General features: G+C 73.1%; 11 protein-coding genes. 8 read left to right on the top strand and 3 right to left on the bottom strand.

Annotation, left to right across the window (positions count from 1 at the left end; all coding sequences use genetic code 11):
• Nucleotides 1-7 precede the first annotated feature (7 nt).
• Nucleotides 8-610 (top strand): AMP-binding protein, encoded by a 603-nt coding sequence (locus EXE59_RS21590; RefSeq protein ID WP_135840739.1) that lies wholly within the window; start codon nucleotides 8-10, stop codon nucleotides 608-610.
• A 29-nt stretch (nucleotides 611-639) separates the two neighbouring features.
• Here the strand turns inward: EXE59_RS21590 and EXE59_RS21585 are convergent, their stop codons facing one another.
• Entirely contained in the window at nucleotides 640-1,878 is a 1,239-nt protein-coding gene (locus EXE59_RS21585) for an AAA family ATPase (RefSeq protein WP_246056981.1), read from the bottom strand.
• Between the two features lie 22 nt (nucleotides 1,879-1,900).
• A complete protein-coding gene (locus EXE59_RS21580) occupies nucleotides 1,901-2,965 on the bottom strand; it encodes a tetratricopeptide repeat protein (RefSeq protein ID WP_168218634.1) in 1,065 nt (354 codons plus the stop codon).
• Nucleotides 2,966-2,991: 26 nt separating this feature from the next.
• Here EXE59_RS21580 and dxr point away from each other — a divergent pair, with 26 nt between their 5' ends.
• The 6 genes from dxr (at nucleotide 2,992) to EXE59_RS21550 (ending at nucleotide 8,878) form a co-directional block, all read left to right on the top strand.
• The gene (gene dxr / locus EXE59_RS21575) at nucleotides 2,992-4,077 is read left to right on the top strand and encodes a 1-deoxy-D-xylulose-5-phosphate reductoisomerase (protein WP_210429094.1); all 1,086 of its coding nucleotides are present in this window, start codon (nucleotides 2,992-2,994) and stop codon (nucleotides 4,075-4,077) included.
• A 26-nt stretch (nucleotides 4,078-4,103) separates the two neighbouring features.
• Nucleotides 4,104-5,450 (top strand): M50 family metallopeptidase, encoded by a 1,347-nt coding sequence (locus EXE59_RS21570; RefSeq protein WP_135840737.1) that lies wholly within the window; start codon nucleotides 4,104-4,106, stop codon nucleotides 5,448-5,450.
• Nucleotides 5,451-5,672: 222 nt separating this feature from the next.
• Nucleotides 5,673-6,821 (top strand): flavodoxin-dependent (E)-4-hydroxy-3-methylbut-2-enyl-diphosphate synthase, encoded by a 1,149-nt coding sequence (ispG, locus tag EXE59_RS21565; protein WP_135840736.1) that lies wholly within the window; start codon nucleotides 5,673-5,675, stop codon nucleotides 6,819-6,821.
• 50 nt (nucleotides 6,822-6,871) lie between these two features.
• Nucleotides 6,872-7,723, top strand: a complete 852-nt coding sequence (locus EXE59_RS21560) for a GNAT family N-acetyltransferase (protein ID WP_135840735.1) — start codon at nucleotides 6,872-6,874, stop codon at nucleotides 7,721-7,723.
• Between the two features lie 103 nt (nucleotides 7,724-7,826).
• On the top strand, nucleotides 7,827-8,420 hold the full coding sequence (locus EXE59_RS21555) for an RNA polymerase sigma factor (protein ID WP_135840734.1): 594 nt from the start codon (nucleotides 7,827-7,829) through the stop codon (nucleotides 8,418-8,420).
• A complete protein-coding gene (locus tag EXE59_RS21550) occupies nucleotides 8,417-8,878 on the top strand; it encodes a hypothetical protein (RefSeq protein WP_135840733.1) in 462 nt (153 codons plus the stop codon). The genes EXE59_RS21555 and EXE59_RS21550 overlap by 4 nt, the downstream gene beginning before the upstream one ends.
• A gap of 16 nt (nucleotides 8,879-8,894) precedes the next feature.
• On the opposite strand, the gene EXE59_RS21545 is transcribed toward EXE59_RS21550, so the two are convergent.
• Nucleotides 8,895-10,178 (bottom strand): S8 family peptidase, encoded by a 1,284-nt coding sequence (locus EXE59_RS21545; protein ID WP_135840732.1) that lies wholly within the window; start codon nucleotides 10,176-10,178, stop codon nucleotides 8,895-8,897.
• Nucleotides 10,179-10,257: 79 nt separating this feature from the next.
• Here EXE59_RS21545 and EXE59_RS21540 point away from each other — a divergent pair, with 79 nt between their 5' ends.
• Nucleotides 10,258-12,852: a CHAT domain-containing protein gene (locus EXE59_RS21540; RefSeq protein WP_135840731.1), complete on the top strand. Its 2,595-nt coding sequence runs from the start codon at nucleotides 10,258-10,260 to the stop codon at nucleotides 12,850-12,852.
• The last annotated feature ends 70 nt before the right edge of the window (nucleotides 12,853-12,922 follow it).

Here is a 12,922-nt window from a genome sequence, read left to right as displayed (position 1 = left end):
GGCCGCGATGACCACGGACGACGTGACCTGGTTCCGCGTGCCCTCCGACGGCGACCCGGGCACCCTCAACGCCTGCTACAACGCCCTCGACGTCCACGTCATCCGGGGCCGGGCCGACGACACGGCGCTGGCGCTCGACGGCGTGGAGCGCAGCTTCGCCCGGCTGCTGACCGAGGTGGCCGCGTGCGCCGGCGTCCTGCGCGCCTTCGGCGTCGGGCTCGGCGACCAGGTGGCCGTCGGGTCCCTGCCGCCCGAGACGGCCGTGATCGCCGTGCTTGCGACCGCCCGCGTCGGCGCCGTCGTCCAGCACGACGACTCGCCGGGCGCCGAGGGCACCGTCGTCCTCGCCGGGACCCCGGACGGCGTGGTGCTGAGGGCCGACGGCGATGACCTCGCGTGGGACGTCGCGATGCGCGCCGGGCGTACGGACCCGGCCGGGTGTGCCGACGTGCCCGGTGACGCGATCCTGTGCCGGCACGCCGACCACACCTTGTCCGTGCTGGCCGCCCTCGGCGCGTCGGACGGCCACGAGCTCGTCGCGCCGGCCGGGGCCACGCTCGTGGAGGTCGGCGGACTGACCTTCTGGTCGTTCGACGCGCCCGGCGGCTAGTGCGAAGCGACCGCGCCGACGGCCCGGCCTCAGCGCTTCTTGCGCAGCCACTTCGCGAGGTCGTCGTACTCCCCGGAGGCGTTGGCGTAGAGCGCGACGTTGCGGGCGGTCTCCATCCACGGGCCGATCGACGGACGGATCTCGGCGAGGGCCTGGTCGAAGTCGGCCATGCCGATCATCCGCACCTGCCCGGACCCGACGGACTCCATCAGCGCGTTCTCGGACGCCGACTCGCACAGGTGGGCCAGGTCGGCGCCGCTGAAGCCGTCGGTGGCCTTGGCGAGGCGGCGGGTGTCGATGCGCTCGACGGGACGGTCGCGCAGGTGGGTGCGCAGGATGGCCTCGCGCGCCTCGCGGTCCGGGGGCAGCACCAGGAGGGTGCGGTCGAGGCGGCCCGGGCGGCGCAGCGCGGGGTCGACGTCCCACGGGTGGTTGGTCGCGGCCAGCACGAACACGCCCTCGTTGTCCGACCCGACGCCGTCGAGCTCGGTGAGCAGCTGGTTGACGGTCGTCCGCGCCCCCGAGCTGCGGTTGAGCGAGCGCTTGCCGCCGATCGCGTCGAGCTCGTCGAGGAACAGCACGCACGGGGCCGAGCTGCGGGCCACCTCGAAGAGCTCCTTGACGTTGCGCTCGCTCTGGCCGATGTACATGTCGAGCACGTCGGCCAGCGACACGTGCAGGAACGACGCGCCGAGCTCGCCGGCGACCGCCTTGGCGAGGAACGTCTTGCCGCACCCGGGCGGGCCGTAGAGGAGCAGCCCGCCGCGCAGCGACTTGCCGTAGAGCGCGCGCAGCTCCGGGTTGCGCAGCGGCGCGAGGAAGCTCGCCTCGAGGCGCTTCTTGACCTCCGTCAGCCCACCGACGTCGGCGAGCCGGATGCCGGCGGCCTCGACGTCGTACGGCGCCGGGCCGGGGTCCTCGGTGGACCCGTCGACGAACATCGGGCCGACGGGCTCGCCGAGGTCGGACTCGGCGGCGTGCCAGTCGAAGGTCGCCGGTTCGGCCGTCGTCGGCGCGGCCGCCTCGTCCGGGGCGTGCGTCTCCGGTGCGGGGGAGTCGGCGACCGGCGCGGGGCCCATCGCCCGCCCCATCAGCTCGCGCGCCTGAGCCGACTCGGGGTCGGCGGCCAGGACCGTCGCCACGTGCGCGATGGCGTCGGGTCCGCGCCCGGCGTCGACCAGCAGGCCGGCCAGGTGCAGCCGCAGCGTCAGGTCGTCCGGGGCGGCGCGCACCGCGGCGGCCAGGCTCTCGATCAGGCGCTCGTCCACGGCGCCCACCCTAGGCGCGAGGTCAGCGGCCGCGCACGAGGTTCACCACGGCGTACCCCAGCCAGCCGAGGACGCAGACGAGGCCGAGCACCTGCAGCGAGGACGCGAGCGCGAGGCCTGCCGCCGTCGCCACGGCGTACGGCGCGAACGCCAGCAGCAGGACGCCGACCGAGAGGAGGACCAGCAGCATCATCAGGTAGCGGCCGGTCCACCGGGTGCGCCCCCAGAGCCCGCGACCCCACTGGCTGACGCCCGCGGGCAGCTCGGCGCGGACCCGGTGGACGAGCAGTGCCACCGCCCCGACGTACGCCACGCCACCGAGCGCGCGGGCCCACCACGGCGCTCCAGCCGCCAGCATGATGCCGAGGACCACTGCGGCACCGAACAGCGACCAGAGCACCCGCCGACCGAGGAGCAGCAGCACCGCGTCGAGGTTCTGGTGCAGCCGCTTCTCCTGCGGGTCGTTGCCGACGGCCGATCGCAGCATCCCGGCCGCGTGCCCGAGGCGACCGCGGTCCATCTCGGTAGCGGCGAGGTTGTTCTGCGCGAGCGTGTGGAGCGGGTCGATGGCCAGGGCGTTGCGGAACGCCGCTTGGGCGTGGTCGTGGTAGCCGAGCGCGTCCAGGCACAGCCCGACGAGGTTGTGCGCGTCGGGGCTGTGTGGGGCGAGGTCGACGGCGCGCAACGCCGCCTCGTACGCGTCGCGGACCCGGGGCCGTCGCTGGCTCAGCAGCGCCCGGGCGTGCTGGTAGTGCGACGTGAAGTCGTGCGGCGCGAGGGACAGCGCGGTCTCGGCCGCCGCGACCGCCGCCGGGCCGTCCCTCCGGTCGCAGAGGATGTCGACCAGCACCTGGTAGCCACCTGCGTGCTCGGGGTCCAGCGCGACTGCACTGCGCACGGCCCGCTCCGCCTCGGCGTGGCGGTCCTGGCGGTTGAGGGCCCGGCCCAGTCCGAGGAGCGCTCGGACGGACTGGGGGTCGCTCGCGAGCACGTCGCGGAAGCGCTGCTCGGCCTCCGCGTCGCGGCGCAGGTCGAGGAGCTGCTCGGCGTGGGCCAGTGCCCGCCAGTCCTCCCCGCCGCTGCTCACGCCGCCCATCCTGACAAACTGGCGGCGTGACTGCGCGCGACATCGTGATCCTCGGCTCGACCGGGTCGATCGGCACCCAGGCGCTCGACCTCGTCCGCGCCAACCCCGACCGCTTCCGGGTGGTCGGCCTCACCGCCGGCGGCTCGAACAGGGAGCTGTTCGACGCGCAGGTCGCGGAGTTCGCGCCGGCGTACGCCGGGCTCGGGGAGGAGGCCTCGACCGAGGCCGCCGCCCAGCCGTGCGACGTGGTCCTCAACGGCATCACCGGGGCCGTCGGGCTCCGCCCCACCCTCGCCGCGCTCGACGCCGGCCACACCCTCGCGCTGGCCAACAAGGAGTCGCTCATCATCGGCGGCCCGCTCGTCAAGGAGCGCGCGCGGCCGGGCCAGATCGTCCCGGTCGACTCCGAGCACAGCGCGATCGCGCAGAGCCTGCGCGCCGGCTCCGCCGCGGAGGTGCGCCGCCTGGTCCTCACGGCGTCGGGCGGCCCGTTCCGGGGGCGTACGGCCGACGAGCTCGCCGCTGTCACCCCCGAGCAGGCGCTCGCCCACCCCAACTTCGCGATGGGCCGCGTCATCACCACGAACTCCGCGACGCTCGTGAACAAGGGCCTCGAGGTCATCGAGGCGCACCTGCTCTTCGACATCCCCTTCGACCACATCGACGTGGTCGTGCACCCGCAGCAGCTGATCCACTCGATGGTCGAGTTCGTCGACGGCGCGGTGGTTGCACAGCTCGGCCTGCCGACGATGCTCGTCCCGATCGCGCTCGGCATGGGCTGGCCCGACCGCGTGCCCGACGCCGAGACGCCGATCGACTGGACGAGGGCCGCCGACTGGCGCTTCGAGCCCCTCGACGACGCCGTCTTCCCGGCCGTCACGCTGGCGCGTGCGGCTGGGGAGCGCGGCGGCACCGCGCCCGCGGTCTACAACGCCGCCAACGAGGTGGCGGTCGACGCCTTCCACGACGGCCGGCTGCGATTCCCCGACATCGTGGCCACGGTGGCGCAGGTCCTGGACCTCCACGACGTACCATCGAGGAAGCACTTCACGGTGGACGACGTGCTCGCCGCCGACTCCTGGGCGCGCACCGAGGCCGCCGCTCTCATCTGACGCTCTGACCTGACAAGGATCTCCGCATGACCGCCCTGCTCTACACCCTGGGTGTCGTCGCCTTCGTCCTGGCGATCCTGGTCTCGATCGGGCTCCACGAGTTCGGCCACCTCGTGCCGGCCAAGAAGTTCGGCTGCAAGGTGCCGCAGTGGTTCATCGGCTTCGGCCCCACCGTGTGGAGCAAGCAGGTCGGCGACACCGAGTACGGCATCAAGGCGATCCCACTCGGCGGCTACGTCAAGATCGTCGGCATGCTCCCGCCGGGCGCCGAGCACCTCGTCGAGGAGACGACGTACGACGAGGACGGCGAGCCGGTGCACAAGGTGCGCCGCTCCAACACCGGCCTCTTCACCCAGCTGATCTCCGACGCGCGCGCCGCGGAGTGGGAGTACGTCAAGCAGCACGACACCGACCGGCTCTTCTACCGCCTGCCCTGGTGGAAGAAGGTGATCGTCATGGCCGGTGGCCCGACGGTCAACATCGCCATCGCCTTCGGGCTGTTCGCGATCCTGTTCGCCACCTACGGCAACCCGCGCGACCAGGTCGTGGAGCCCACCGTGGCCGCCGTGCCCGAGTGCGTGATCCCCGTGGAGGAGGCCGGCCGCGAGTGCACCGCCGCCGACCCCCCGACCCCGGCCCGCGAGGCAGGGATCCTGCCCGGCGACGAGATCATCAGCTTCAACGGCACGACCTTCTCGGACTGGGAGAGCTTCCAGTCGCTGATCCGCGGAAACGCCGACGGCGACGCCGTCATCGAGGTCCGCCGCGGCGACGAGCAGCTCACGCTGACCACCAACACCACCGTCACGCTGCGCCAGACGTCGATCGAGGACGAGACCCTCACCGAGGTCGGCTTCCTCGGCGTGCAGCCCGAGACGCGCTTCGAGACCGGTGGCCTCGTCTACACGACCTCCCAGATGGGGACGATGACCGTCGAGACGCTCCAGGCGCTCGGCCAGCTCCCGGTGAAGGTCTACGAGGTCGGCCGGGCCGTCGTCGGGCTCCAGGAGCGCGACCCCGAGAGCCCCGTCTCCATCGTCGGCGGCGGCCGGTTCGCCGGCGAGGCGGCCTCCAGCGAGGCGTTCCCGCTCACCGAGAAGATCGTCACGCTCCTCTTCCTGGTCGCGAGCTTCAACTTCTTCATCGGCATGTTCAACTTCGTGCCGCTGCTGCCGCTCGACGGCGGTCACATCGCGGGCGCGCTCTACGAGGGCCTCAAGCGGGGGATCGCCCGCCTCCTCGGTCGCCCCGACCCCGGTCACGTCGACGTCGCCCGGCTGCTCCCGGTGGCGTACGTCGTGGGTCTCGCGATGCTCGTCATGGGTGTGGTGCTCATCGTCGCCGACATCGTCGTGCCGCTGCGCCTGAGCTGACGGCCGTACGCCCGGCCACCGAACGCGGTGGAAGCGGTGCGTGAGCCACCTTCTGCTCGTACGGAAGGTGGCTGGGGCACCGCTGCCGGTGTGTCCCGCCCGACTCGCGCGGTGGGCGGTGCCGTGGCCACATTTCGCGAGTGCGGAATGTGGCTCACTCACCGCTCGGGCCGGGCCATGGCGGCGCGGGGATCCGACGGCCCGGCCCGTACGATGACGGACATGACCGTCGGCCTTGGCATGCCTGCCCTCCCGCCCCCCGTCCTCGCCCCGCGCCGTCCCACCCGCCAGATCAAAGTGGGGTCCGTGGGCGTGGGCAGCGAGTCGCCGATCTCGGTCCAGTCGATGACCACCACGCTGACGTCCGACGTCAACAGCACCCTCCAGCAGATCGCCGAGCTCACCGCCTCCGGCTGCGACATCGTGCGGGTGGCGTGCCCCAGCCAGGACGACGCCGACGCGCTGCCGGCCATCGCGCAGAAGTCGCAGATCCCGGTCATCGCCGACATCCACTTCCAGCCCAAGTACGTCTTCGCGGCCATCGACGCCGGCTGTGCGGCGGTCCGGGTCAACCCCGGCAACATCCGCAAGTTCGACGACCAGGTCAAGGAGATCGCCAGGGCCGCCAAGGACCGCGGCACCTCGATCCGGATCGGCGTCAACGCCGGCTCGCTCGACAAGCGGATCCTCGACAAGTACGGCAAGGCCACGCCCGAGGCGCTCGTCGAGTCCGCGGTGTGGGAGGCCAGCCTCTTCGAGGAGCACGACTTCCACGACTTCAAGATCTCGGTCAAGCACAACGACCCGGTCGTGATGGTCCGCGCCTACGAGCTGCTCGCCGAGGCCGGCGACTGGCCGCTGCACCTCGGCGTCACCGAGGCGGGCCCGGCCTTCCAAGGCACCATCAAGTCCGCGGTCGCCTTCGGCCACCTGCTCAGCAAGGGCATCGGCGACACGATCCGCGTCTCGCTCTCCGCGCCGCCCGTCGAGGAGGTCAAGGTCGGCATCCAGATCCTGGAGTCGCTCAACCTCAAGCCGCGCCGCCTCGAGATCGTCTCCTGCCCGAGCTGCGGTCGTGCGCAGGTCGACGTCTACAAGCTCGCGGAGGAGGTCACCGCCGGCCTCGAGGGCATGGAGGTGCCGCTGCGCGTCGCCGTCATGGGCTGCGTCGTCAACGGCCCCGGCGAGGCCCGCGAGGCCGACCTCGGCGTCGCCTCCGGCAACGGCAAGGGCCAGATCTTCGTCAAGGGCGAGGTCATCAAGACCGTGCCCGAGTCGCAGATCGTGGAGACCCTCATCGAGGAGGCCATGCGCATCGCCGAGGGCATGGAACCGGTCGAGGGCGCCGAGGCGTCGGTCAGCGTCTCCTGACACGTCGTCGCCGCGGACCCGTCCGTGGCGCAGGCCACTAGGCTCCGATCGTGCTGAGGACCCGCGAGCAGGTGCGAGTGCTGGGCCCGGGCGACCGGGACGCCTTCATCGCGCTCGCGGAGCAGGACCCGGTCGTCAACGTCTTCGCCGACTACCGCGCCCGCCTCACCAACCTCGACGAGCGCTGGCTCGGCGGCCAGGTGTGGGGCCGATTCGAGGGCGACGAGCTCGTCGCCGGGTGCCACCTCGGCGCCAACCTGGTCCCGGTGCAGTGCACCCCCGACGACGTCGGCGCCTTCGCCGACGTCGCCCTGCGCCGCCGCAGCACGGTCGGGACGATCGTCGGGCCCAGCGACGTGGTCGCCGCGCTGTGGGAGGTCATCGAGCCTCGCTGGGCCCGCCCGCGCGAGATCCGGGCCAGCCAGCCCCACCTCGAGATCGCCCGGCCGCCCGCCGTGCCGGCGGCCCCCGACGTACGCCCCACGACCCCGCGCGACCTGGAGGTGCTCTACCCCGCGTGCGTGGCGATGTACACCGAGGAGGTCGGCGTCTCCCCGGAGAACGATGCCGGCGGGGGAGACCTCTACCGCGCGCGGATCCAGCAGCTCATCGGCCGCGGCTGGTCGCTGGCGAGCTTCGACGACGACGGCGTGGTCTTCAAGGCCGAGGTGGCCTGCGTGACGCCGTACGCCGCCCAGGTGCAGGGCGTCTGGGTACGCCCGGACCGCCGCGGCGAGGGGTTGTCCACCACCGGCATGGCCGCGGTCGTCTCCCACGTCCTCGGCTCCGGGCTGGCCCCGGTGGTCTCGCTCTACGTCAACGACTGGAACACGCCCGCGCGGGCGGCGTACGCCCGGGTCGGCTTCGAGCAGACCGCGACCTTCGCGACGCTCATGTTCTAGGCGCCCGTTCCAGCTGCCGGACGCAGGCAAGGAAAAGATCTGCCTGCCGTGTATCACCAGGGGGTGTACGCACACCTGTGCTGACATGGGGACAATGGTCGCCATGTCAGAGGACCGTAGGACTGAGGGGCAGTCCGACCTGTCACCGTGGGACATGGCCAGTGGGGCGTTCATCGCCTGGCGTCAGGGGGACGCCGGTGCGGTGGACGAGCTGGTTGCTGCGATGACACCGGTCCTGTGGCACGTGGTGAGGGCGTACGGTCTCGATCGCGAGGCCGCCGAGGACGTGGTCCAGGCGACCTGGCTCGGCTTCGTACGGCTCCACCGGACCATCGAGGACCCGCAGGCGGTCGCGTCCTGGCTGATCACCTCGGCCAGGCGCGGCGCAGCCGCCCATTCCCGGACCGCACGCCGTGCGACCCCGGTGCAGGACGAGACGCTGCACGCCGCACTCCCGGACGCGGAGTCGGCCGAGGCGCTCGCCGTGCTCGACGACGAGGCGTCCCGGCTCTGGGGTGCCGTGGCGTCCGTCGACGAGCGATGCCGCAAGCTGCTGCGGGTCGTGGCCTTCATGGACCGCCCCGACTACCAGTCGCTGAGCCAGGAGCTCGACATGCCCGTCGGGAGCATCGGGCCCACGCGGGCACGATGCCTGGCCAAGGTCCGAACCGCCCTATCGAGAGGAGGCGAGCGATGACCGCCGAGAGCGACGCCGCTCTCCTCGTGGAGCTGCGTGACATGTGGACGACCTACGACCCGCCGCCACCCGACCTGGTCGCGACGATGATCGCGGTGGTCGCGGCCGCCGACCTCGACGACGAGTGGGAGATGCTCGTCCTGGTGCGCGACTCCGCCGACGAGCCCGCCGCACAGGTGAGGGGGCTGGGCACGTCCCGGATCCTCTACTTCACCGCCGCCGAGGGCTGGTCGCTCGACGCCGAGCTCGACGAGGGCCAGGTGCGTGGACAGCTGCTCGACTTCGACGGGGACCTGCGTTCCGTCGAGGTCGAGGTCGAGACCACCGACGGGCAGAGCTGGACGACCGACCTCGACGAGGTGGGGTTCTTCGCGATCGCCGCGGAGCCGACCGGGTCGATCCGCTTCACGGTCCGCTACCGCCGCAAGGCGGTCAGCAGCCGCTGGGTCGAGCTCTGAGCGCTGACTCGGCCCCTCAGGGGCGGGGGTAGGGCTGCCGGAGCTCCATCAGCGGCCCGATCGTCGGGTCGGAGTCGTAGGCAGCCCCGGCCAGGACGATGTCGCGCGCGTCGGCGGCTGACGCCCCGGTCTCGCTGATCTCGCGGGCGATCAGTCCCGCGACGACGGGGGCGGCGAACGACGTGCCGCTCCACCGCGCCATGCCGGTGCTGAAGACCCGGACGTCACCGATGTCGGGAGTCTCGTTGCACTCGAACGTCCCGTCCGGAAAGGCGTTCACGAGGTTGCGCCCGAGCGCGTAGACGTCCGCGGAGACGCCGAAGTTGGAGTACGCCGAGACCCGGCCGTTGCGGTCGAGCGAGCCCACGCCGACGCACCAGTCGAAGGCCGCGGGCCAGAACGGCGCCGCCCACGAGTCGTTGCCCGCGGCAGCCACCAGCACGCAGTCCCGCTTTCGGAGCCTGGTGCGGTAGAACGTCTCGAGCGCGATCGACGGCAGGTCGAGCCGGGTGCGGCACCCCGCCGAGAGGTTGATGACCTGCGGATCGTGGTCGAGGGCCTCCTCGAGCTGCACGACGAGGTCGGACTCGAGGATGCCTCCGCCACCGACGCCGCCGATCGCGAACCCCTCGACGAACACCTTCGTCACCGGCGCCACGCACCGCACCACGCCGGCGATGAACGTGCCGTGGCCGGCGTACGGACGGAGAACAGGGCCGTTCAGCTCGTCGTCACCCTCGACGCCCTTCAGCCACGGCGTACGGGGGTCGGTCGCAGCGGGCGGGTGCCAGCCGGTGTCGACGACCACCACGCTCACCTCGTGCCCCTTCTCCTGCGGGGCGACGGGCGGCCACGGCTCGGTGAGGCCGGTCTCCTGGGGTTCGATGGCGGGGCACAGGTGGCCGCCACCCCCGCCTGGGGCGACGTGCACCCAGTGGTCGGGCGACGCCGCGCCGAGTCGCAGCCCGCCCGCCTCGAGCAGGTCGAGGACGTCGGGCACGGACTGTCCCTCCCGACGCTCGGGCAGGAGGTACCGCACCAGCTCACCGTCCAGCAGCGATACGTCGTCGCGGCGGACGTCGCCCAGCAGGACGCGATCTCCCAGCTGCGCCACGAGTCCCTCGAACCTCTCCGCGTCCGCGGCGCGCACCAGCACCCGGTCGGGGTGGAAGATGTAGGTGAAGTCGGCGGGGGCCTCGGTGTCCCACGCCACCCCGCCGTCGTTGGCCGCGCGGAAGCTCCGCAGCTGGTCCGTCGCACGCCGTCGCTCGTCGCTGCCGATCTTCCAGTCGCCCGCCATGGTTCGACGCTAGCGCCGGTCGGCTTCCGCGTACGACGGTTTCGCAGAGTTTCCTGTGCTGATCCGCGAGGATGGGCGTGTGGAGCGCGACGAGGCGGAGGAGCTGCTGCGCACCATGTTCATCGATCCGGTCGCAGCACGCACACGCGCCGAGCAGGTCCTCGTGCCGCACCCGGACCCGGCGCTCGCGTCGATCGGACACCAGGTCGTGGGGATCCTGCTGCGCGATCTCGGCGACACGGACGCGGGGCTGCGCGAGCTCCGCGCCGCCCTGCGGCTGGCCCGACGCTCGGGCGACACGTCCCGCTCGGCCGACGCCATGGCGACCCTGGGACTCTCCCTGTGCGTCGCCGGCCACATGGGACAGGGACTTCGCCACCTCGGCGAGGCAGCGTCCGCCCTCGAGGGTGTTCCGCTCGGCCGGGTGCTCTACCGCCGCGCCTACGTGCTGGGTCACCTGCTCGCGCGCTTCGAGGAGAGCGCGGCGGACCTGGCGCGGGCACGCCGGATCTTCGCGGTCTCCGGGGACGAGGTGTGGGAGGCCCGCGTGCTGAACCTCCAGGGCCTCGTCGACGTCCGGCTGGGCGAGGCCGAGTCGGCCGCATCGGCGTTCGCGGCGTCCCGCGCACTCTCCGCACGCATCGGTGACGAGGCGGGCGTCGCCTTCACCGAGCACAACATCGGGTGGCTGGCCTTCCTCCGCGGTGACCTGCCGCGGGCGCTGGAGCAGTACGCAGCGGCGGCGGCACGTTTCGACGCGATGGGCGTGACCAACGTCGACCTGGTCCTGGACCGGGCCACCGCCTATCTGTCCGGTGGGCTCGCGCAGGACGCGCTCGCCCTCGTGGAGTCCGCCCTGGTCGCCCGGCCGCTGCAGGCTCGCGAGCACGCCGACCTGCTGGTGGCCGTGGCCGAGGTCGCGCTCGCGGCCGGGGACTGGTCACGTGCGAGGGCGGCCGCCGACACAGGCTCGGCACTCATGCGTGCGCAGTCACGTGACGTCCACCGGCTCGACGCCGAGCTGCTGTCCGTCACCGCAGGGGACCGCGCTGGCGGGTCACCGGTCGCGTTGCTGCGGCGCGCGGACAAGGTCGTCGGTGGCATGCGGGACGCCCGGGCCCCGCAGCTGCCCCATGCCCTGCTCCTGGGCGCGGCCCTCGCCGCCCGGGTCCGGTCCGCGCGGGCAGCGGACCTGGCCGTCCAGTGGCTCGGCGAGGCCGCCTCCTTCCGGCAGGCACCCACGTCAGCCCTGCGCGCCCTCGGCTGGCTGGCACAGGCCCGGGCACGCGAGCTGGCCGGCGACTCCGGTGGGGTCCTGCGGGCGTGCGAGAGGGGCCTGCGCGCGCTCGACGAGCACCGGGCGACCCTCGGCAGCCAGGAGCTGCGCGCTGTGTCCTCGGGTCACGGAGCGGTGCTGGCCGAGCTCGGCACTCGCACGGCGGTGGCGTCCGACGACGCCCGTCAGCTGCTCCGTTGGGCCGAGCGCTGGCGGGCCACCGCGCTGGCCACGCCAGCAACGACGACCGGCGGCGCCCACGATGCCCAGACCCGCGATGACCTCGCTGCACTCCGCGCACAGCGTCGGCGGCTCGACCTCGCCCGCGCCGAGGGCATCCCCACGGCGGCGCTCGAGGCGCGCGCGAACCGCCTCGAGCAGCGGGTGCGACAGCGTGTCCTCCAGGCACGCGGGTCGGGGGAGATCGCCTCGGCGCTCGACGTGCGCGAGCTCCTCGACGCCCTGCGCGAGGACGACACCGTCCTGGTCGAGCTCACCGAGGTCGACGGCGTCCTGCACGCACTCACTGCAGGCCGCGGACGCGTACGGCACCGCGTCGTCGGCGAGGCCGCGGCCGCCGCGACGGCCGTCGACTTCGCCCTCTTCACCTTGCGCCAGGCCGCGCGCGGCCGCCGTGCGCAGCTGGACGTCGCCGGGGCGCGACTCGAACGATCCCTGCTCGGCGCGGCTCTCGATGGCGTGGAGGAGTCGCGCATCGTGGTCTCCGGCACCGCTGCACTGCAGGGCGTGCCGTGGGGGCTGCTGCCCTCGCTCGTGCACCGGCCGGTCACCAGCACGCCGTCGGCGCGCCTGTGGCTCCGGGCCCGCGGGGCCGTCCCTGCCGACGACGACCGGCGCGTGATGCTCGTCGGGCCGGGGCTCGGGAGTGGTGGGGCCGAGGTGCCCGCGGTGGCCGCGGAGGACCCCGGCGCAGTGGTGCTCGACGGTGACGCCGCGACGGTGGCGGCCGCGCTCGCCGCCCTCGACGGTGCCTCGCTGGCCCACGTCGCCGCCCACGGCCACTTCCGCGAGGACAGCCCGCTCTTCTCCTCCCTGACCCTCGCGGACGGCCCGCTGCTGGTGCACGACCTGCAGCGACTCGAGCGCCCGCCCCACCGGGTCGTGCTGTCGGCCTGCGAGTCCGGCGTCATGCAGCCGGTCGGCGACCAGGAGCTCCTCGGCCTCGCCGCCGCGCTGCTGTCGATGGGCACCGCCGGCGTGGTGTCCAGCCTCGCCGAGGTCGACGACGCCGCGACCGTCGACGTCATGGTCGCGCTGCACGCCCGGCTCCGGCAGGGCGGCGGACTCGGCGACGCGATGCTCGCCGCGCGCGAGGTCGCCGCCGGCGACCCGGTGCTCGCCGCGACCGCTGCGTCGTTCACCGTTCTGGGGACCTGAGCCGCCGCCGCACGTCCGCCGGATGGTGGCGGCGCATGGCACGTGGGGGGCGGTCGTACGTGCGACCCGC

This window comes from Nocardioides eburneiflavus, from assembly GCF_004785795.1.
In the GTDB taxonomy this organism is placed as follows: Bacteria; Actinomycetota; Actinomycetes; order Propionibacteriales; family Nocardioidaceae; genus Nocardioides; species Nocardioides eburneiflavus.
This window is presented reverse-complemented; position numbering and strand designations above follow the sequence as displayed.